Source organism: Prevotella intermedia ATCC 25611 = DSM 20706 (assembly GCF_001953955.1).
GTDB classification, from domain to species: Bacteria; Bacteroidota; Bacteroidia; order Bacteroidales; family Bacteroidaceae; genus Prevotella; species Prevotella intermedia.
This window is the reverse complement of sequence record NZ_CP019300.1, coordinates 1,197,034-1,218,613: the sequence shown is the minus strand read 5'-3', so window position 1 is coordinate 1,218,613 and position 21,580 is coordinate 1,197,034. Positions and strand designations below refer to the sequence as shown.

Here is a 21,580-nt window from a genome sequence, read left to right as displayed (position 1 = left end):
CGAAAGTTTTTTGTCTAACTTTCGGGGTTCATATCATTTAGAACACACCCTCTTTTATTTTACTGCCAATAAAACGATAATCTTTATTCATAAAGACGTAAAAGTTGCAAAATTTAGAAAAAATAAACAAAAAGTTTTGGGGGTTTATTTTTTTTTTTTTATCTTTACGATATTATGAAAAAGTACAAATAAGTAAGAGGAATAAAGGTAACTGTAAATAATATGCTATCTTGCTATTTAAAAGCAAAAATTAGCAGGATACCATGTTTTTATAGTTTCAGAACTCAACCGTGATGCATATTTTAAGGATTTTAAGGTATGAGTCTAACGAGAACTGCCGAATAAATCCTGATAAGATAAATATCATTTGCGACGCTATAAGCCTTGTTGAAAGGCGAAAAATGGACATTGGTTCACTAACCCTTATACTATATTAACTTAATTTTTAAATTTATTATCTATGATTAAAAAGTTATTCTCTAGTATGTTCGTTATGGCGATTGCCACAACGGCATTTTCACAAAGTAAAGCTGTTTATGTAGGAAAGCAGTCGCCCAAAAAGGCTGCACAAAAGTCAGTCTATTATCTCAAGCCTGCAGGCGCATTATTCGAAGCCACACCTAAAACTGGTAAGATGGTCGGTACGAGCTATCTCTACGTACCAGGCTACGGCACAGCAAAGTTTGTACCTGTCGCCCCAAAGAGTACACAACTCTTTTGGCATCAGAATATTTACGATATGAATGGCAATTGTACCTCATTTGACCGAACAGGACAAACTGGAAAATCTTTCAGTATCGACAACGAAGGAAACTTCTATCTGACATCTCGCTTCAATGGAGCCGATGCACTTCCTACCATCGTTTGTGGTACCGATAGCTTTACGCTCTCGGAAGAGAATCCTCATTGGGGACCACTCGATTATGACCTCCCCGCTGTGATGTATTGGTACCCACGAATCAAGAGCGGTACGCTGACAGGTACAGAAACTCATATTCGTCCTTTACAATTCACTGACGACAAGGTAAACGGTTATTTCCTTGGTGGTATGGACAACGGTTATCTCTTCGGTTCGGGCACGATATCTGGCGGACAGTACACTTCACGTGGTGTGCAACAAGTCCTTGAAAAGCCTATGGCTCCACTGTGGGTGGAGGATATCTTCCTAACTGCTATCTCCAAGAGTAGCACGCCACTGCCCAAAGGAACAGAATTGACGATGCTCATAACCAATGTAGAGACAGATGCACAGGGTCTTAAAAAGCCTGGAAGCGAAATTCTTGCTGAGCTTAAATGCACGGCTGACAACCTTGAAGCAAACGACCCCATCAATGATAGTAATGGAAAGACCTATAATAAGTTTGCCGCTGTATTCTATCCTAAAGACAAAGGCTTCCTCATTGACAAAGAATTGGCCGTTATAGTACGTGGATTTGACCAAGCAGGTGTTGATATGGGCTTGTCAGGTGTTGGAATTCCTTATTATAATAAGGTGTTGAATCCAGCTCTTTGCCTTATAACTACTAAAGACGGCAATAAGAAAACAGCTAATATCTATGCTGATAGCAACATCGCACTGGGCGTTACCTTCTCAGCAAAGTTTGACTATGCCAACGGATATGTAGACGAAGGCAGTGCTACTTCTTTTAACTATGGCCTCGTTCAAATGAACAATGAGGGTACAATGGGGCAAACAACCTGTACACAAGGTATGGTATTCCCTGGTGCTGTTGCCCAACTCAACGGAACATGGTACGATGAGAAGAAACAAGAACAGTACACATTGTCTGGAATGGCAAGTTGGATTAAGGGATACACTATAGACGAAGAGAGTTACAAAGACTATGGACTGACTGTCGTTAAATTTACTTGCGAGGCTCTCCCATCAAATGTTCAAGGTCGTAAATGCGACATCTTGATTCACGGTAAAGGTGTTGTGTCTAACAAACCTCTCACCGTTGTTCAAGGAGATATAACCGCAGGTATTGACAATATCAATAAACCAACTCTCCAGAAAGAATATCCGATGTATAATGCTGTTGGTCAGCGTGTACAGAAGGGCTACAAGGGAATCGTTATCCAAAATGGAACAAAGCGAGTAAACAAATAATTTAAAGTTCTTAGTATAGGTGAACCTTTTAATTTAAAGAAGACCTTGCAAGTGTATGAATACTTCAAGATAAAATAATAATATAAAAAACATTTTCTATGAAAAAAAGAATTTATGCATTGCTTCTTGGTGGAGCCCTCGCAATAGCTGGACTCCCCTTGACAAGTAGTGCCCAGACTGCATCAACGGGCACTCCGCACACAGTAACGAAAGAGAACCCATACAAGGAGAATTGGGGAAGTGTCAGCACAATACTCAAAAAGAAAGTATGGACTGTAGAGGACAAAAACAACGACGGCCACACGTGGGAAGACATGGGTGCGGGCGCACCAGCCTACAATGGAGCCAACGCCACAGTACAGGCTGACGACTGGCTTGTTTCGCCACCTGTGCACCTCACTGCTGGTCAAACATATACACTCGAGGCTGGTGCAGTTGTTGGCGGCTTCTCAGGTACAGGGCAGCGTATGAACGTAGCTTACGGAACAGGCGATGACCCAACAACATATAGCGAAATCATTGCTACAACTCCAATCTCTGGAACGGCTTTCGGAACGCCTACCACGTTGAAGACCACATTCACTCCTACAGCTACAGGCGACTATCGTATCGGCTTTCACGCTGTGAGCGACCGTCCAGGCTACATCATTATGCGTCCAGTGAAAGTAGATGTAACCGCTGCAACTTCGGGTACACCTGTTGCCATTACCGACCTGACATTGCAGGCTGGACAGAACGGTCAGCAGGTTGTGAAGGTAACATTTACAACTCCAACGAAAGATATTATGGGACGCGACCTTGCATCGCTCACTTCGGCAGCTATCTATCGCGACGGTGCTGCAATGCCTATTCATAAGATAGACAACCCATCTGTAGGACAGAAGATAGAGTGGACAGACAACAACGTAACCCCAGGCGAACACTCATACGAGGTTTACACATACGTAGGCGATCTCAAGAGTGCCAAGGCTGAGGCTAAAATATACGTCGGCAGCGAAATCACTCCAGGTAAAGTCAAGAATGTAACCGTTTACGACAATCTCGATGGAACTATTACTCTGAAATGGGACCCTGTTACGACAGGAGCCAGCGGAGGTTACATAGACCCATCTACCATTCAGTATGGCATCTTCGAAGGAATCTACGAGCAACCTATCATCGAAAGTACCACAAGCACAGAGGTTACTATCAAGGATATTCCGCTCAACGGCACACAAGGTCATAAGTACTATCAAGTAGTGGCATATACCGATACAGAGCACATCGGTGCTGGAGGTTTCGCCGACCCATTCTTCTATGGAACTCCATACAATTTCCCATTCCACGAATCATGGCCTTATGGTGCTTGGGAAAAGGGTCCATGGAGTGCAAGCTATAACGACACGAAGAAACACTTCAAGATTTCTCGCGACTTCTCAGCTGATGACGATGAAGGCTCATTGATGTTTACGCCAGAAAAAGCAGGCGACGCTGCAACCATCGTAGGACCTAAGATGGATATGGGCAAGGCAACCAACCCACGTCTTTCATTCCAGTTCTATGCTTATCCAGGCAGTAAGAGCAAGTTGCAAGTGTACCTTGACGTGAATGGACAGCATCGTAAACTTGCTTCAGAAATAGACTACGCTACACTGACTGGTACTTCCGGTTGGCGTACTATAAACGTAGACTGCGCCGACGCCGACTTCAAGAAAGAGCACGGTTATGGTCGTGTTCTTATCCACGCAATATCTGACGGAGAGAACATTATGGTGGACGATGTAAACGTCAATGATGCCATCAACTACAATGTCATCACTACCATTACTGCCCCACTCCATACACAGGGAGGAGAGAAGGCAGAAGTAACTGTACACGTTCGCAACGTAGGTTTAAAAGATGCTGAAGGATTCCAAGTTAAGCTTCACACAAGCAATGGAACTACGACAGCGACCGAGAGTGGTACAATTACTCCAGGCGAAACCAAGGAATACACATTCAACTGTCCTGCATCTTTCGAAAACAGCGATTTCCAAGTATGGGGAGAAGCTGATTGGAATGCCGATGAAAATCAGGAGAACAATGTTTCAGTAAAGAAGACCATCAAGGTTGTCATTGCTCCATACCCTGCTATCAACGACTTGAAAGCCAGCAAGGACGGTGATAAGGTGAAACTTGAGTGGACTGCTCCTGCAGTAGAAAAGTGCACGATTACCGAAAGCTTCGAAACGTATGCACCATTCCTCACTGACGAAATTGACCCATGGACACTCTATGATGCAGACAAAGGCCGCACCCACACATTCGGTGGCATTTCTTTCCCAGGCAACGGCTTGGCTTTTGCTTATACCGTGTTCAACTGCGACGGCACTACCCACGGTATGGACGATGCAACCACACAGCTTTTCAAGCAGCGTTTTGCAGGACATAACAGCGACCAGGCTATGATGAGCTTTGGTAATTTGGGCGATGCGCCAAGTGGCAACGAAGACTGGATTATTTCTCCTGAGCTCTCAGGCAAGGCACAAACCATCACCTTCTTCACCAAGGCACCACAGTGCGACTATGCTAACTATGGCCCAGAAGACTTCTATGTGGCTTACTCTACGAGTGATAAGAATACCAACAGCTTCAAGAAGATACTCAACGAAAGCGCATCTGACAACATCAATTGGAAGAAAGTTTCTGTCAATCTACCTGAAGGTGCGAAATATTTCGCTATTGTTCACACCTCAACAATACCTCAGACATCTTATGGCTATGAGCCAGCAGGACTTATCATCGACGACATTACTTACGAGAGTGCACCACTGCAAATCATCGGCTACAACGTTTATCGTGGCGATAAGCTCATTGCAAGCAGCAACAGTATGAGCGAGGTAACTGCCATCGACCCTGAAGGTACCGAGAACGACAAGTATTATGTCGTTACAATGTACAATGTTGGCAAGTCTGGTCCATCTAATGTCGCTTCTGCTGTTCCGTCGAATATCAACAACGTTGATACAGACGCAACTGCCAATAGTCCAATTTTTGTATATACTACATCAGGAGTACTCGTTGGCAATAGCACAGCAGCCCTTCCTGCAGGTATCTATGTTGTCAAGCAAGGCAATAAGGTACATAAAGTCGTAGTGAAATAATACTTATCATTTCTCTGCAAAAGGGAAATGATAAAAAGCAATAGCAATCGGTTTGATTATTCTTATTGAATAATCAGACCGATTCTTTTTTCAGCCTAATTGGAGTAAATCGACTTCTATAAAAGTGTAAATATTTTTCAGAAGCGTAAATGCTGCCTAACCAACTAATTATCAGTACTTTGCAAAACCTATTGTTTTGCGTTCCAAAAGTGGCTGTTTTGCACGGTAAAAGCGTAGGTTTTGCATCGCAAAATAGCCACTTTCGCAATGCCAAAGCGCAGTTATCACTTTTTAAGAGAATTATCTTTACAAAAATAAGGTTATTCTTCTAAAAATCAGCCTTAAATATCAAAAAGAAAATCAGCCCCATTCACTTTCTACTAAACCATAGTTTGCGAAAAAGAAGAATTATAAGTAACTTTGCAGAAAAATAAGAAAGCAGTATGAAAGTTTGCATTGCCGAAAAACCAAGTGTGGCACGCGACATTGCCCGAATACTTGGAGCAACAAGTTCTAAAGACGGATATATGGAAGGTAATGGTTATCAAGTAACTTGGACCTTCGGGCATCTGTGCGAACTAAAAGAGCCTAACGACTATGCTGTGAATTGGAAACATTGGAGTCTGGCAGCCCTCCCTATGGTTCCTGCAAGATTTGGAATAAAATTGATAGAAGACGAAGGAATAAAAAAACAGTTTGCTGTTATCGAGCGTCTGTATAAAAACGCAGAAGAAATTATAAACTGTGGCGACGCTGGACAAGAAGGAGAACTCATACAACGTTGGGTAATGCAAAAGGCAAAGGTAGCTTGTCCTGTTAAACGACTGTGGATTTCGTCAATGACCGATGAGGCTATACGCAACGGTTTTGCTAATCTGAAAGACCAAAAAGACTATGAACCGCTTTATTTGGCAGGACTTTCGCGTGCCATTGGCGACTGGTTGCTGGGTATGAATGCCACCCGTCTTTACACATTAAAGTATGGAAACAACCGTTTTGGCAAGAACGCACAAGTGCTTTCCATAGGACGTGTGCAAACGCCGACATTGGCTTTGATTGTAGAACGGCAGAAAGAAATAGACAATTTCAAGCCAGAACCTTACTGGGTATTGGCTACTATCTATCGAGAAACACAGTTTACAGCTACAAAAGGCAAGTTCACATCGAAAGAAGAAGGACAAGAAGCCTTTGCATTAATCGAGAATAAGCCTTTTGAAGTAACCAGCGTAACGAAGAAAAAAGGTACCGAACAACCCAAGCAACTTTACGATTTAACTTCTTTGCAAGTAGACTGTAACCGCAAATTCGGGTACTCTGCCGAGATGACACTCAATACCATTCAAAGTCTTTACGAACGCAAATACACCACATACCCTCGTGTCGATACGCAACATCTTACAGACGATGTTTACAAAGAGTGTCCACAAATAATGAATGCGTTGTTTCAAGCCACTTTTGCTGCAAAGAAGCCATACGCAGATTTGGTGAAACCTTTAGGAGGGAAGCCACTTCCTAAAAGCAAACGTGTATTCGATTCGTCGAAAGTAACCGACCACCACGCCATTATACCTACCAATGTGATTCCTCAAGGATTAAACGATGCAGAACGAAACGTGTACGACCTTATTGCAAGGCGTTTCATTTCTGTGTTCTATCCCGATTGTAAGTTTTCTACAACTACGGTTCTCGGCAAGGTAGACGAAATAGAATTTAAAGCATCGGGTAAAGAAATACTCGACGAAGGCTGGCGAATGGTTTACAAGCAGAATACCGAAAAGCAAGTCATAGAGGAATCAAGCGAGAAGAATGAAGCAACAGAAAAAATCCTTCCAACATTCGTTAAAGGAGAGAAAGATGAGCACTCCCCTACTCTAACTGAAAAACAGACGGTTCCACCAAAGCATTACACAGAAGCTTCGTTGCTTCGAGCGATGGAAACAGCAGGCAAATTGGTAGACGATGAGGAACTAAGAGCAGCATTAAAGGAAAATGGAATTGGGCGTCCGTCATCTCGTGCGGGTATTATTGAAACGCTTTTCAAGCGCAATTATATTCGTAGGCAACGCAAGAACCTAATTGCAACCGAAACAGGAATTGCACTTATAGATACCATTCACGAGAAACTGCTTACCTCCGCCGAACTTACTGGTATCTGGGAGAAGAAGTTGCGCGACATCGAACACAAGAAATACGATGCTGGGCAGTTCATTAACGAACTGAAAGAACAAATATCGAACATCGTAAACGATGTGCTTGCCGACAACTCCAACAGAAAAATCGGAGAAGCAACACAAGGCGCATAAGATAAAGAAGAAATAGAAAGCTACTATCTTGCAATATTTTCGCCGTTGTTACGTTTAATATAAATATGAATAAACGCCGACTTTCATACAACAAAATAAAGTACCAAAAACATTGTTTCAAACAAGTTTTTGGACTGTTTCTACTATGTACCGTTGTTTTGCTTCTGCACAGTTGTGGTATTGATAGAAACATAAAGAAAGGTGAAAAGTTTCTTGCCATTGGTGAATACCACGATGCTGCCACACAATTTAAAACTGCTTATCAGCGTACACCTGCAAAAGACCGTGCTCAAAGAGGACAATTGGCTGCAAAAATGGCATTCTGCTACGACCGAATCAGTTCGTCGCAAAGAGCCATTGCAGCCTATCGGAATGTCATCAGATACAAGCAAGACGATAAAGATACCCACTTGAAGCTGGCTGCCAACCTTATGAAGGCTGGTGCTTACCCAGAAGCGATAAAGGAATACAATATTGCTTTGGACTCTATGCCTGACAACGACATTGCCAAAGAGGGTTTAACGGCTGCCACCAAGGCACCTGAGATAAAGGAACAAGGGTCTTACTATCAAGTGAAAAAGATGGATAAATTCAACTCGCGTAGGCAAGACTACTCACCAATGTTGTTCGGCGACCAATACAACCAACTTTATTTCACCTCTACTCGCAACGATGCGCAAGGCGATGAAGTAAGTGGTATAACGGGCGTAAAGCCTGGCGACATATTCGTTAGCGAAAAAGATGAGAAAGGAAAATGGACTACTCCGCACACAATAGAAAGCGGACTGAACTCTGAAGCTGATGAAGGAACGCCCGCTTTCTCAGTAGACGGTCGGGAAATGTACATCACACAATGTCTTACCGACCCTACTTATCCTCGCTTTGCACAAATAGCGGTAAGCAATCGCTCCGATGCAGCGTGGGGAAAACCCAAGAAGTTGGAGATTACTCGCGATACCTTATCAAGCTTTGCACATCCCGCACTGTCGCCAGACGGCAACTGGCTCTACTTTGTCAGCGATATGCCAGGTGGTAAAGGAGGACTCGATATTTGGCGGGTTCGTCTCATAGGTGGCACAACTGGCGGCGTTGAGAATCTTGGCGCACCCATTAACACACCTGGTAACGAAATGTTCCCAACGTTTCGCCCTAACGGTGATTTGTATTTCTCGTCGGACGGGCATGGCGGTTTGGGCGGTTTAGATATATTTATTGCCAAAGTTGGCAAAGACAGACGCTACCACTTAGAACACCCAGGCTTCCCATTAAACTCACAAGGAGATGATTTTGGAATGACTTTCGAGGGGAAACACAACCGCGGTTTCTTCTCATCTAACCGTGGAGATGCTCGTGGTTGGGACCATATTTACAGCTTTGAATTGCCCGAAGTTATACAAACAATAAAGGGTTGGGTGTACGAAATGGAAGGCTACGAACTTCCTGCAGCGCAAGTTTTCTTAGTGGGCGATGATGGTACGAACTTAAAACTGTCGGTAAAAGGCGATGGTTCGTTTGAGCAGGAAATTCGTCCGAACGTGAATTACATTGTCTTAGCCACTTGCCAAGGCTACTTAAACCATAAAGAAGAACTGAAGGTTGACCCCGTTACGGTATCGAAAGAGTATACGTTACAATTCCCATTGGCAAGTATTCGTGTACCTGTATTGATTGACAACATCTTCTACGATTTTGATAAAGCTACACTTCGACCCGAATCGGAAGCAGCATTGGACAAGCTTGTGAAGCTTCTTGAAGAGAATCCGAATATTACTATCGAACTTTCAGCACACACAGACTATAAAGGTTCGGCAGATTACAACAAACGATTATCACAACGCCGTGCTGACGCAGTGATTACCTACCTCATTAAGAAAGGCATTGCAGCCGAACGCTTGTCGCCTGTTGGATATGGAAAAGAGAAGCCAAAAACAATTCGCAAGAAAGTTGCAGAGAAGTATCCGTGGCTGAAAGAGGGCGATGTACTAACAGAAGAGTTTATAAAAGCATTGCCAAAAGACAAGCAAGAAACGGCAAACCAAATGAATCGTCGCACAGAATTTATAGTTCTGCGCACCACTTACGGTATGTTCGATGAGAAAGGCAACCTAAAAAATCCGCCGAAACCAAAAGAAAAAGAACGTTTGGAAGACGAAGGCGATGTCTATTTCGATTTTCAATAAGCATCTGAACAGAGATAATAATGAGTGAGAATAAGCAAGCTATCGAAACCGTTTTAAAACAAGAATTCGTTGGAACTACTCTGCCAACGGCTTTTGAAGTTTACACAAAAAAACTGTTTGGAGAGGAACGCTACAACGCTTTTTGCAAAGGATTGCAGCAACCTTCGCCTGTCAGCATACGTCTAAACCCTTTTAAAACGAGCGAAACAACAAAAGTTGCTGATAGCTTCGCGCCCACTCCCGTAGCTTGGTGCAAGGAAGGTTTCTATCTGAATGCACGTCCCAACTTTACGTTCGACCCGCTATTCCATGCAGGACTGTATTATGTTCAAGAGGCTTCTTCTATGTTTCTCTCGCATATCTTGCGCTGTTTGGTTAAAAAGCCCGTTGCCCTACTCGACCTTTGTGCCGCCCCCGGAGGCAAAACCACCTGTGCACGAACAGCAATAGCAGAGGGCAGCATCGTGTTTTCCAACGAGCCAATCAATAAACGTGCACAGATTTTAGCAGAAAATGTGCAGAAGTTCGGGCACTCTGATGTGGTTGTTACCAACAATTACCCAAGAGATTACAAGAAAACAAAACTCGCTTTCGATGTGGTTGTAGCCGATGTGCCTTGCTCTGGTGAAGGAATGTTTCGCAAAGACCCACAAGCTATCGCTGAATGGAGCGAGCAAAATGTAACAAATTGTTGGCAACTACAACGCACGATTATAGCAGATATATGGGACAACCTAAAGCCAGGAGGATTGCTTATCTATTCCACTTGTACGTTCAACGCGCACGAAAACGAAGAAAATATAGCGTGGATATTGAACGAATACGATGCAGAACTATTAGAAGTACCAACTGAAAAGGCTTGGAACATAGCGGGTTCGCTTATTGAAAATCCGTTGAAGACAGGCGAACCATTCCCTGTTTATCGGTTCATTCCTGGCTTTACGCAGGGTGAAGGCTTGTTTATGGCTATTATAAAGAAAGGTGGAACAAGCACAAACCTTGAGCCAAATGCAGAGAAACTTGTAGCAGAAGCCAACAAGAAGCTGAAAGTTATGGCACACGGAGTAAAGCAAGGCACGACGAAAGGCAAGAAAATAATACCCGACCACAGTCTGGCACTCTCGATAAATGGCGACAGAAGTGCCTTTGCTGATGTGGAAATAGACTACGAAACTGCGATAAAATATTTACGCCACGAAGCCATCGTGCTTCCTGCAACTGCTCCCAAAGGCATTGTTACCCTTGTGTATCGCAGCCACGCCATTGGTTTTGCCAACAATCTTGGCAACCGTGCCAACAATCTTTATCCACAAGAATGGCGCATTAAAAGCAGCCATATTCCCAATGAACAAATCATTCTAACATAGACAACAACATGAAACAATATCTCGACCTACTTCATCGCATCGTAACCGAAGGTGTGCAGAAAGGCGACCGCACAGGTACAGGCACATTATCGGTATTCGGACACCAAATGCGCTTTAATATGCAGGACGGCTTTCCACTTCTCACAACGAAGAAACTTCATCTGAAAAGCATTATCTACGAGTTGCTATGGTTCTTGAAAGGCGATACAAACGTGAAGTACCTGCAAGAACATGGGGTAAGGATATGGAACGAATGGGCAGACGAAAACGGCGAGCTTGGTCCTGTTTACGGACATCAATGGCGGTCGTGGCCAGACTATAAGGGAGGAACTATCGACCAAATTCAGCAAGTTGTAGACGCTTTGCGCCACAATCCGAACTCTCGCCGTATGCTCGTTACGGCTTGGAATCCAGCAGAAGTAGAGGATATGGCATTGCCTCCTTGCCATTGTTTGTTCCAATTCTACGTGGCCAACGGAAAACTCTCGCTTCAGCTCTACCAACGTTCGGCAGACACATTCCTTGGTGTGCCGTTCAACATCGCTTCCTACGCACTGTTGCTGCAGATGATGGCGCAGGTTGCAGGATTGGAAATAGGCGATTTTATACACACAACGGGTGACACACACTTGTATCTGAACCATTTGGAACAAGCAAAGTTGCAGCTTACACGCACGCCGCGCCCACTGCCAAAGATGAGAATCAACCCTGATGTAAAAAGCATTTTCGACTTCAGATACGAGGATTTTGAACTGACCGACTACACCCCACACCCACACATTGCAGCCGAAGTATCGGTTTAAAGAAACAATAACAAACACAGAAATATGAAGATAAACATTATAGCAGCAGTGGCAAAGAACCGTGCCATCGGCTACAACAACGATATGGTCTACTTCATTAAAGAAGACCTGCGTAGATTTAAAGAACTTACAACAGGACACACCGTTATTATGGGACGGCGCACATTCCATTCGCTCCCTAAAGGAGCATTGCCCAATCGCAGGAATATCGTACTGAGCCGCACCGAAACCGACTTCCCCGGTTGCGACGTCTACACCTCTCTTAATGAAGCTTTAAAGCATATTGCCGACAACGAAGAAGCTTTCATCATAGGTGGCGCAAGTCTGTACAAAGAAGGTTTGGCTATCGCCGACCGCCTCTACTTAACCGAAATAGAGGGTATTCCGCCCCACGCTGATGTATTTTTCCCAGAATATAACGATGGTACGTGGGAAGTAGAAACAAAACAAGAACGTCCCGAAACTGCCGACACTCCTGCCTACGCATACGTGGACTACGTTAGAAAGAAATAAAACGAAAGCGAGATACAATATAAGATATAACGCCATATTTCATCAGAAGCGAGAACAATAGAAGTTTCGATGCAAAAAACAATAGAACTTGAATATCCTATAAGCAGAAAGATTTTCTCGTATTTTATAGACAGAAAACGGACAACAAAGGTGTAAATATTTTTCACAAGAATATCTATTGTGTAACCATCTTATTATCAACGTATTGTAAAACCTATTGTTTTGCATTCCAAAAGCGGCTCTTTTGCACGGTAAAAGCGTAGGTTTTGCGTTGTAAAAGAGCCGCTTTCGCAACGTCAAAACGAAATTATTGTTTTCCTTCAGAATTATCTTTACAAAACCAAAGATGTTTTGAGAGATGTTTTCAGCAATAAAAGCATAATCTTTTCTCTAACAAATACCTTGTAAATCAGAAGAAGAAATGATATGTTATTTGATGACATCATATTGAAGAAAGCCCCTAAGTTTCTCGAAATAAACTTAGGGGCTTTTATAAGAATATGTTTTACTTACATTTTTGGTGGGTTTTTCTTTTCGCTTTCTGCCAGGAAGCCATGGCGATACGCATAGAGCAATTCTTCTAAAGCTTCGATTTGAAGTTTCAGCTCTGTACCTTTATCCATATCAGCCACTTTCAAACGACGCTGGTTCAGCTCTACAATCTGTGTAGTACCAACGATGTCGATACCACGGGTAATAGCATCTTCTTCCGATGCAAATGGTTCGTGCTGAACAAGTTCAAAGCCACGAGAGTGGTAAATAAGCGTGTAGCCTGCAATACCTGTCTCTTTATGGTAAGCCTCCGAGAAACCACCATCGATGACCATAAGTTTTCCATTGGCTTTGATGGGTTTTTCGCCCTTGTTTACATGGACAGGGACGTGGCCGTTGATAATATGTCCCGTGGCACTGTTCACGCCAAACTCTTCCATAATCATATCGGCGATGTCCTCACGCTCGCGGAACTTGAAGTAGAACCCTTTCTCTTCGTGATGTGTTTCCTTCTCCTTGATGAAGTAGCGTTCGAAGGTTGTCATGGCAGCCTTGTCGAAAAGCGGACTATCGGGACCGCACCACAGATAAAGGAAATAGTCAACGGCATACTCGTACATCTTGCTGCGCTCTACGGTGGTTTGCGATTGGAAAGCACGGCGGATAATCATTCCCACCTTGTGTAGAAGGTCTTTACCTTTGGCAAAGTTCTTTGGTTCGATTTCAACCTCACGCAACGTACCGTCTTCGTTCAATGGAATAGAGGCGTGGTAAAGCAGGTTGTTGTTTACCACCTTATACATACAACCGTGGCGAAGCTGGAGAAGAATGTGCTCGCGCAGCTTTTCGCTCACAGTAAACGAATGATGGAGTCGTTCCATCAATGCTTGTTCCTCCTGCGTGAGTTTTTCTGGGTGCTTGGGGTCTACCGTAGGGAAGTTGCACGATGTAAGTTTATACTCCTTGCCACCAATGGTTATAGTCCCTTTCTTGTAGTCTATCATTTCAAACAACAAGCGATGATTCATCTTCCAATGAGGATATTTCTTTATCATCTGCGCCTCAATCTTGAATTGAATTACGCTAATTGCCTTGTGCATACGTGCAATAAGCAATATGCTCTTGTCGTCAACCTTTTCGGGATTTGTAACTTTCGGCATAAATTCAATGCAAGGGTCGTCGCCGTAAACGTCCATTGCGAAAGTTGCCAGCTGCATTAGATTAATGCCGTAACCGTCCTCAATGGTGTCCATGTTGTCGTATCGCAGGGCAATTCTTATCACGTTGCAAATACAAGCATCATTACCGGCACAGGCTCCCGCCCACAATATGTCGTGGTTGCCCCAAGTTATATCCCACGTATGATAGTTTCTTAAAATATCCATAACGACATGTGCGCCAGGACCACGGTCGTATATATCGCCCAAAATATGCAGATGGTCGATGGCAAGACGCTGAATGACATTACAAATCGTTGTGATAAAGTCATCGGCTCTGCCTGTTGAGATAATCGTCGAAATAATTGTGCTTACATAATCCGTCTTGTCCTTGTCGGCAGAACTTTCGTGCAAAAGTTCCTGAATGATGTAAGAAAATTCGACAGGGAGCGACTTGCGCACTTTAGACCTTGTGTATTTGCTTGAAACATCTCGGCATATTCTGACCAGACGGTGAATGGCAATATGATACCAATCCTCTATATCGCTTTCCGCTTTCTTCACAAGCTCAATCTTTCGCTCGGGATAATAAATGAGTGTACAAAGGTCTCGCTTTTCCGACTCGCGCAGCGTATCGCCAAAAAGGTCGTTCACCTTTCTCTTAATGTTTCCCGACGCATTCTTCAAGACGTGTTGGAATGCTTCGTGTTCTCCGTGAATGTCTGCCAAGAAGTGCTCTGTGCCCTTTGGCAAATTCAATATAGCCTGCAAGTTTATGATTTCCGTACTTGCATCTGCAATTGTTGGAAACGATTGAGACAGCAACTGCAAATAGCGTTCGTCTTTCTTTAAATCATAAATTTCGTTTGTCATAGTCAATTCTCCGTTAATAATTCGTTGATTAGTACTTATCCTTGTTTATTATACTCTCTATTATTGGGCGCACCTTTTTATCGTTCAAGGGTGCAAAAGGCGCATAGCCGTCTTCCAGATACAAATACTCTGAAAGTATATGCACCATACGACGGGCAAACTTCAATAAGCGCATACGACGCAAAATAACTAAAAGTCTGTCCTCATCGTAATCTTCAAATCGTATGATTTGATACATCTGCGATAAATGAAGCAAACTAAATCTTTTCTGTTTCAGCAATACTTTCGCATTCGCCAGCATTGTAGTAATTTGCTTTATCGTATCTTCTTCCTCCTCTTTGGCATTTTCATAGCGGCTTTTAGCGAAGAAGTTGTTTGTTTCTATCTTTGTCCTTTCAAGTTCACCTTCTGCTTTCTGCATATAAGGTTTATACCTTAAAATCTTCGATGTTTCAATATTGGGTGTTACAAGAAGTAAACGCTCGACACCGATATCAACGTAATTGCGCACAAACTCTTCGTCTGCACAGATAAGCATTCGTTGCCATTGTTGAGGAGTAAGCCCACGAAGTTCTAATAAACGATTGCTCGGTATAATCTTATTAGTTGGTTCTTGCTGCAAGCCTGTATGCAATATGGCACATAAGCATTGCCATTCAAGGCTGTCCATATACCGCCTGTACCTTGTGTCAATAACTTTTGTGTAAACTTGTAATACGTTTGTTGCCATTTCGTTGGCAGAAATAGAACGATTAAGCAGGCACGAAGGCACGAAATCTATACGCTTATTCCAACCAAGTTGGGCAATATCATTCATTTCTTTCTTCGATGTTGCCAGGACAGCATCAACCATTAGCACTGTTTTGCGTTGGTAAGCAACAGTGCGAATCTTCTTGCGTAATGGCTCTTCCGACTTCATTGCCAAAGGAGAAAGTTCACCATGAGGCGAGAAAAGCAATGCACAGCCACTACGTTTGGCTTTCTTGGCACAAGCAAAAGCATTCAGTTTCCAACACGTGTGTATATGTACAATGTCGGGTTTGAAACTTGACAGCATCTTACTAAACTCCTTCTTGGTAGTTGCCACCTCAACTTCTGCTGATTGCCCTTTTTCGTTTGTAATCAGTAGTGTTAGATAGTCAGAGAGAAGTTCTCCTTTTTTTATCTTGTATGTAAAATGCAATATTCGCATTATAGTTTGTGAGAAATGAAATCGTATTTATTGGCTCGCCAGTATTTTATTTTGTATCCAAGGTTTTGCCATATAAGGCGCAACTCGTATGGAATAATTTTCCAAGACGGAATATCTTCATTGAATAACGATAAAGTCTTCTTGCCTATTGATATTCGCAGTATGAACGTTGCAACCAATGCTAAAGCTGCTGCGATAGAGATTATCCATCTTGCAGTTATAATGGAATAAACCAAACCTGCAATGATAAAAATATAGTTGATGTAGATAGCAAGTTGGTCAATATAGAACCATAGACGATGCGCCATACTTCTTTTAAGATGCTGTCGGGTCTCTATATAGAAAAGGTGCTTGTTTATCCAATGTTTGTAGGTGGGAGTTTCTTCTATGAGTGTTCCATCAATAGAGTTTTCTACAACAGTTGCACCTTTCTGCGCATACTTATTAACTATAAAGTCGAACTCTCCACGCACATATTTCAGGTTACCTCTAAAGCCCTCTGCAGCAAGAAACTCGCTTTTCTTAAATAATAAGGCATTGGAATTCCAGGCATACGCCGTTCCTTTCTGGGCTTCACGCATAAGATAGCACGATATATAGAAACGTTCAAATCGCCAAAAATCTGGTGCTTCGCCATCATAGTTTGTATATCCCGCTACAAGATTGACATTTTCCTTGCAGTTTCGTGCCAAAGCAGATAACCAATGTTTGGATTGTGGCGCGCAGAAAATATCACAAACGAGAAGCCACTCGTATTTTGCAGCCTTTGCACCAAGCGTTATTGCAAGTTTCTTCCTGCTCATATACTTAGAAGTGGAAGGGATAAACGTTGTGTAAAGTCGCGAGTTGCCAGCGTAGGTTTTCAGAATATCTTCTGTTTCCGCATCACCTTTGGGTACAACTACAATTATTTCGTAGTTTGGATAATCTTGGTTTAGATACTTGTTTAAGTTCTTTGACAGTGCCAATGCATCGTCGTTGGGTGTAAGAATAATTGATACGGGCGGATATTGCTTTTCTTCTTCTACAACTTCTCGTTGCTCTATGATTTCTGTTTCTTCCGTCAGAGCCTCTTCCGCAACCTCTTTGCAATATGGTTCTGACAACTTTGGTCTTCTGAAAAATGGATTTATAAAAGATGTTAGCAATGCTACTGAAAGTAACATTGCCGAAACGATAATCGTATATGTATCAATTATAAACATTATCTATTTAATTAAACAAGGCAGCTGATAAAGATTGAAGCGCGTGCTTCTTGTCTTCTCCTTTAATCAAAAATGATATATTGTAATTGCTTCCACCATAGCTAATCATTCTCACAGGAATATCTTTCAGTGCGTTGGCAGCCATAATCTCAAATCCAATGTTCTCCCAAGCTAAATCGCCGACAACACAAACAATGCACATATCGGCATCAATAGTTACTGTGCCGCAAGCCTTTAGCTCGTCGGTTATCTCTTCCAAGTGAGTCGCATCTTCGATTGCTACCGAAACTCCAACTTCGCTTGTAGCAATAAGGTCGATAGATACTTGATAACTTTCGAACACTTCGAACACTTTGCGAAGAAATCCAGGAGAGCCAAACATTCTGCTGGAGCGAACCTTTATTACGGTAATATTGTCTTTTGCTGCAATGGCTTTGATTTTTCCGTGTTCCATTACATTGTTTATAATGGTGCCATCTGCATCTGGTTCTATTGTATTCTTCAGTCTTACAGGTATTCCAGCATATTTTGCAGGCTGAACACAGGTGGGGTGAAGTATCTTTGCACCAAAATAAGCAAGTTCTGACGCCTCTTCAAAGTTCAACTGGCGAACCGCTTCCGTATTATCAACGATGCGCGGGTCGTTGTTGTGCATACCGTCAATATCGGTCCATATTTGTATTTCCTCAGCGTTGATGGCTGCCCCTACCAACGAAGCTGTATAGTCAGAACCACCACGTTGCAAGTTATCAACTTCGCCGTATGCGTTCTTGCAGACAAATCCTTGTGTTATATAAACCTGGTAGTCAGCATTGTCAGCCATAATAGCAGAAAGCTTTTCTTTTATGTAGGCAGCATCTGGTTCGGCATTTTTATCTGTACGCATAAAGTCAAGGGCATTCAATAGCTTTGCTTTTATTCCCTTTTCCTGCAAATAGTTTACAACCATATTGGTTGATAAAACCTCTCCTTGTGCAACAATGCTCTTTTCTTCAAACGAAGTAAAAATATCGTTTGTGAAAGAACGCAGATAATTAAATTCTTCTTGAAATAGCTTGAGAGTCTTCTCTTTGTATTCGTTGGTAGAATAAAGTTCGTCAATATGCGACAAATACTTTTGCTCTAATTTATTGATAACTTCATTCGCACCTTCGTGATTCTTCTTGTACAAATAGTCTGCAACCTCTATAAGTGTATTTGTCGTGCCACTCATTGCAGAAAGAACAACAAACACTGGTTCATTATTTCTAAGCACCAAGTCTACAACCTCCTTCATTCGTTCGGGTGAACCAACTGACGTGCCGCCAAATTTCATTACTTTCATAACCGTATTCTGCTTGCTGTTTTATTCTTCGTTCGGAGTTGCCTCCTCATCATCGACAAAGTCAAGAGGCTCTATCATCGTTTCTATCGGTTCGTTGCTTTCTTCCAAATCCTTTGTTTCTGCATTGTCGGTAACCAACTTGAACTCTCCGTCTTTGCATCTAAACACTTTTCCTGGGAATTGCTCGAGAAGATGAATGTTGTGTGTAGACATAATAACGGCAGCTCCGTCTTTAGAAGCACGCTTCAGTATGCTTACAATATTTGTAGCTGTTTCTGGGTCGAGATTTCCAGTAGGCTCGTCTGCGATAATTATCTTTGGACGGTTTAACAAAGCCCGTGCAATAGCAATACGCTGTTGTTCGCCACCCGAAAGTTCGCTTGGCATCTTTTCTTTTTTGTCAAGCATACCAACTTCACCAAGAACATCGTTTATTCTTTGATTAATGGCTTGGGTATCTTTCCAACCCGTTGCCCTCATAACAAACTCAAGATTCTTAAATACGTTCCTATCGTGAAGCAACTGAAAGTCTTGGAATATAATACCCATTTGCTTTCTAAGTGCTGGTACGTGGCTACGTTTCAGTGTTAATAGAGATTGTTCTAAGACATTTGCCTTTTCAGCATCTTCGGCATAAATATCAAGTTCACAATAAATAGTCTTTAGCAAAGAACTTTTACCCGAACCGACTTTACCTATAATATAGATAAATTCTCCTTCACTAACTTGAAAGTCTACATTTCTAAGTACTTGTTTTTCGTCTTGGAAAATATTTACTTTATTATAATCTACTAACATTGTATGTCTTTTTGAGGATTCATTATATCTTATGCAAAGATAAGAAAAAAAAATGATTTACCTTATTATTATGTAAAAAAAGATATTGGCGTCTGCTAAAAGTTAAAGTGTTGCCAATGAAGCGTCTGAAATGTCGATAAACAAACGTTATGAATACTCGTTTCAGAATATTATTATCAGTTAAAACTAAAATTAGCTGCAATGTAGCTTATTATATAAGTGGAAACGGCGAAAGGCGTGTAAATATTTTTCACAAACATGGCTATTGTATAACTATCTATATGTCAGCGTTTTATAAAACCTATTGTTTTGCGTTTCAAAAGCGGCTCTTTTGCGCGGTAAAAGCGTAGGTTTTGCATCGCAAAACAGCCGCTTTCGCAATGCCAAATCGCAGTTACCACTTTTTAAGGGATTTATCTTTACAAAATCAATGGTAAAGAAAAGGGCTGAGCTCCTTGTATGGAACTCAGTCCGAATATTATTTGATGTAAGAAGTTTTAGCGAACAATAATAAAAGAAAGATTATGATATGGGAAGTTCCAACGTCTTCTTTTATTCCTTTCCTGCATAGAGGATAATGCTTGTGGCACCTATCGTGAAAAGCGTTCCGTCAAAGATGTTACGGCGTTCATTGTCTGCAAGAATTTCGTTATCGACAAATGTACCTGTATAAGAAGGGCCGTCTTTCAATACATATTCCAACTTTCCTTTTGCATTTTTCGATACATTGATGGTACAATGCGTCATATCCATGCTTGGGTCGTCGGTTTCAATAGGACAGTTTATGGGGTTTCCTTTCATATAACGTCCTATGACGTTTTCTCCTAACTTCAATGGCAAAATCTGCTTGTAATGAAAAACATTTTCTATTACATGCAATGAACCATAATCGAGAACTTCTTCGCTTGTTTCTTGTGGAGCGTTTTCTACTTTCTGAGCACGCTTAGCAGCAGATACTCCCAATCTGATTCCAAACTGCTTATTACAATTGGGGCATACAAAAGCAAGTCTTTGGCCTACTGAATATTTCGTTTCATCAAAAGTAATAAAGTTTTTACACTTGGGGCAGCGTACTCTTTTCATATATATTTATTTTCCTATTTCCAATATCCACGCCTGCTTGAAGTTGGCATTACCTCTAAGATTATTAAGTTTTTCGGCTGCTAACTGAGCACTTCTATATTTTCCATATACGACTTTTGTGCTACCTGCGCCCGTGTAAACGCAAGCATCGGCAAAACCATTGCTGTATAGTTTCTTTACAAAGGATTTGGCATTTCTTTCCGTTATATGGCTTGCCAACACTAAACTCCAATAATGTTTGGAAGGCGTAACAGGTGTTTCGTTTTTTGAAATAACCTTTCCTTTGGAGGTAGTAGGTTGGTTTTTATTGATATTATTTGAATCGAAAATATTATAGAACATACCGCTTTTAACCTCTTGACGTTGGGGCGTGTTATGCTTTTCAGCGGTAAGTCCGACGATAAAGACAAAAGAAATCAAGACAGCTGCGACTGCAAGGTCTTTCACTGCTTTAAGACTGACGCTTAATCGCTTATCACCTTGGTTGTTGGTATCTATATAAATAACTTGCGGTTTCTTTTCTACCTTTTCGCGAATAGATGTCTTTTCTATATCTATATTGGCAACATTGCTTGATTTTGCTATTTCAAAACTACTGAAGCCATAGAATTTAGGGGTTAATAATCCACCCTCGTAAGGTTCAAATGCGATTTTATTATCTCCCTCACGCTTAAGTGCACCAAGTCCTTTCAGCTCAAGTTGCCCAACTTCCTCTAAAGTCTTGAGAATGCTATCAACCTCTGTTTCAATTTCTCTCATTGCTTCTGGATAACTGAGGTCGTAAGCCTCAATATACGATTGAGCAAGCAAAGAGTCATTCATTCTTAACACAGGGTTGAAACCGACAGTACGATAAGGTGGGAGATAGATATTATCAGATTGCTCGTATCGTGCTTCGCTATGATATGCAACGAAGCCACCAAGTCCTGGGACAATGATACAATCATTTTCCAATAATAATATTTCAATATGTCGGTCTATTCTTAGCATTGTCTGCAAATTTAGTAAAATTCTTCTTAACCTCCAAACTATAAACACAAAAAACTTATTACCAGTTA

General features: G+C 41.9%; 15 protein-coding genes. 8 read left to right on the top strand and 7 right to left on the bottom strand.

What is annotated here, in order from left to right:
* Positions 1 to 460 precede the first annotated feature (460 nt).
* The 8 genes from BWX39_RS05080 to BWX39_RS05045 all read left to right on the top strand — a co-directional run bounded on the left by BWX39_RS05080 (position 461) and on the right by BWX39_RS05045 (position 12,398).
* Positions 461 to 2,110 (top strand): hypothetical protein, encoded by a 1,650-nt coding sequence (locus tag BWX39_RS05080; RefSeq protein ID WP_244271453.1) that lies wholly within the window; start codon positions 461 to 463, stop codon positions 2,108 to 2,110.
* A 98-nt stretch (positions 2,111 to 2,208) separates the two neighbouring features.
* Complete coding sequence (locus tag BWX39_RS05075; RefSeq protein ID WP_028904645.1) at positions 2,209 to 5,232, top strand: choice-of-anchor J domain-containing protein; 3,024 nt, start codon at positions 2,209 to 2,211, stop codon at positions 5,230 to 5,232.
* 149 nt (positions 5,233 to 5,381) lie between these two features.
* Positions 5,382 to 5,564 carry a hypothetical protein gene (locus BWX39_RS12430; RefSeq protein ID WP_370446762.1) on the top strand — a complete coding sequence of 61 codons (183 nt, stop codon included), beginning with the start codon at positions 5,382 to 5,384 and terminating at the stop codon, positions 5,562 to 5,564.
* Between the two features lie 111 nt (positions 5,565 to 5,675).
* On the top strand, positions 5,676 to 7,535 hold the full coding sequence (locus BWX39_RS05065; protein ID WP_028904646.1) for a DNA topoisomerase 3: 1,860 nt from the start codon (positions 5,676 to 5,678) through the stop codon (positions 7,533 to 7,535).
* A 65-nt stretch (positions 7,536 to 7,600) separates the two neighbouring features.
* A complete protein-coding gene (gene porE / locus BWX39_RS05060; protein WP_028904647.1) occupies positions 7,601 to 9,715 on the top strand; it encodes a PorE family type IX secretion system protein in 2,115 nt (704 codons plus the stop codon).
* A 20-nt stretch (positions 9,716 to 9,735) separates the two neighbouring features.
* Positions 9,736 to 11,082 (top strand): methyltransferase RsmF C-terminal domain-like protein, encoded by a 1,347-nt coding sequence (locus BWX39_RS05055; protein ID WP_028904648.1) that lies wholly within the window; start codon positions 9,736 to 9,738, stop codon positions 11,080 to 11,082.
* A gap of 8 nt (positions 11,083 to 11,090) precedes the next feature.
* Positions 11,091 to 11,885: a thymidylate synthase gene (locus BWX39_RS05050; protein WP_028904649.1), complete on the top strand. Its 795-nt coding sequence runs from the start codon at positions 11,091 to 11,093 to the stop codon at positions 11,883 to 11,885.
* Positions 11,886 to 11,909: 24 nt separating this feature from the next.
* Positions 11,910 to 12,398, top strand: coding sequence for a dihydrofolate reductase (locus tag BWX39_RS05045; protein ID WP_028904650.1), 489 nt, complete (start codon positions 11,910 to 11,912; stop codon positions 12,396 to 12,398).
* A gap of 509 nt (positions 12,399 to 12,907) precedes the next feature.
* On the opposite strand, the gene BWX39_RS05040 is transcribed toward BWX39_RS05045, so the two are convergent.
* The 7 genes from BWX39_RS05040 to BWX39_RS05000 form a co-directional block, all read right to left on the bottom strand.
* The gene (locus BWX39_RS05040; RefSeq protein ID WP_028904651.1) at positions 12,908 to 14,920 is read right to left on the bottom strand and encodes a fructose-bisphosphatase class III; all 2,013 of its coding nucleotides are present in this window, start codon (positions 14,918 to 14,920) and stop codon (positions 12,908 to 12,910) included.
* 28 nt (positions 14,921 to 14,948) lie between these two features.
* Positions 14,949 to 16,112 (bottom strand): glycosyltransferase, encoded by a 1,164-nt coding sequence (locus BWX39_RS05035; RefSeq protein ID WP_028904652.1) that lies wholly within the window; start codon positions 16,110 to 16,112, stop codon positions 14,949 to 14,951.
* Positions 16,112 to 17,317 (bottom strand): glycosyltransferase, encoded by a 1,206-nt coding sequence (locus tag BWX39_RS05030; protein WP_028904653.1) that lies wholly within the window; start codon positions 17,315 to 17,317, stop codon positions 16,112 to 16,114. Before BWX39_RS05030 ends, BWX39_RS05035 begins: the two co-directional genes overlap by 1 nt.
* Before the next feature lie 7 nt (positions 17,318 to 17,324).
* Positions 17,325 to 18,641: an aspartate kinase gene (locus BWX39_RS05025; protein WP_028904654.1), complete on the bottom strand. Its 1,317-nt coding sequence runs from the start codon at positions 18,639 to 18,641 to the stop codon at positions 17,325 to 17,327.
* Positions 18,642 to 18,662: 21 nt separating this feature from the next.
* The gene (locus BWX39_RS05020) at positions 18,663 to 19,439 is read right to left on the bottom strand and encodes a cell division ATP-binding protein FtsE (protein WP_028904655.1); all 777 of its coding nucleotides are present in this window, start codon (positions 19,437 to 19,439) and stop codon (positions 18,663 to 18,665) included.
* 552 nt (positions 19,440 to 19,991) lie between these two features.
* Entirely contained in the window at positions 19,992 to 20,522 is a 531-nt protein-coding gene (locus BWX39_RS05005; RefSeq protein ID WP_028904656.1) for an FHA domain-containing protein, read from the bottom strand.
* Between the two features lie 6 nt (positions 20,523 to 20,528).
* Complete coding sequence (locus tag BWX39_RS05000; RefSeq protein ID WP_028904657.1) at positions 20,529 to 21,512, bottom strand: HU domain-containing protein; 984 nt, start codon at positions 21,510 to 21,512, stop codon at positions 20,529 to 20,531.
* Between the last annotated feature and the right edge of the window lie 68 nt (positions 21,513 to 21,580).

What these genes read in the sequence shown, in the direction of transcription:
- BWX39_RS05080 (WP_244271453.1), top strand. Translation starts at nt 461, where the DNA reads ATGATTAAAAAGTTATTCTCTAGTATGTTCGTTATGGCGATTGCCACA.
- BWX39_RS05075 (WP_028904645.1), top strand. Translation starts at nt 2,209, where the DNA reads ATGAAAAAAAGAATTTATGCATTGCTTCTTGGTGGAGCCCTCGCAATA.
- BWX39_RS12430 (WP_370446762.1), top strand. Translation starts at nt 5,382, where the DNA reads ATGCTGCCTAACCAACTAATTATCAGTACTTTGCAAAACCTATTGTTT.
- BWX39_RS05065 (WP_028904646.1), top strand. Translation starts at nt 5,676, where the DNA reads ATGAAAGTTTGCATTGCCGAAAAACCAAGTGTGGCACGCGACATTGCC.
- porE (WP_028904647.1), top strand. Translation starts at nt 7,601, where the DNA reads ATGAATAAACGCCGACTTTCATACAACAAAATAAAGTACCAAAAACAT.
- BWX39_RS05055 (WP_028904648.1), top strand. Translation starts at nt 9,736, where the DNA reads ATGAGTGAGAATAAGCAAGCTATCGAAACCGTTTTAAAACAAGAATTC.
- BWX39_RS05050 (WP_028904649.1), top strand. Translation starts at nt 11,091, where the DNA reads ATGAAACAATATCTCGACCTACTTCATCGCATCGTAACCGAAGGTGTG.
- BWX39_RS05045 (WP_028904650.1), top strand. Translation starts at nt 11,910, where the DNA reads ATGAAGATAAACATTATAGCAGCAGTGGCAAAGAACCGTGCCATCGGC.
- BWX39_RS05040 (WP_028904651.1), bottom strand. Translation starts at nt 14,920, where the DNA reads ATGACAAACGAAATTTATGATTTAAAGAAAGACGAACGCTATTTGCAG.
- BWX39_RS05035 (WP_028904652.1), bottom strand. Translation starts at nt 16,112, where the DNA reads ATGCGAATATTGCATTTTACATACAAGATAAAAAAAGGAGAACTTCTC.
- BWX39_RS05030 (WP_028904653.1), bottom strand. Translation starts at nt 17,317, where the DNA reads ATGTTTATAATTGATACATATACGATTATCGTTTCGGCAATGTTACTT.
- BWX39_RS05025 (WP_028904654.1), bottom strand. Translation starts at nt 18,641, where the DNA reads ATGAAAGTAATGAAATTTGGCGGCACGTCAGTTGGTTCACCCGAACGA.
- BWX39_RS05020 (WP_028904655.1), bottom strand. Translation starts at nt 19,439, where the DNA reads ATGTTAGTAGATTATAATAAAGTAAATATTTTCCAAGACGAAAAACAA.
- BWX39_RS05005 (WP_028904656.1), bottom strand. Translation starts at nt 20,522, where the DNA reads ATGAAAAGAGTACGCTGCCCCAAGTGTAAAAACTTTATTACTTTTGAT.
- BWX39_RS05000 (WP_028904657.1), bottom strand. Translation starts at nt 21,512, where the DNA reads ATGCTAAGAATAGACCGACATATTGAAATATTATTATTGGAAAATGAT.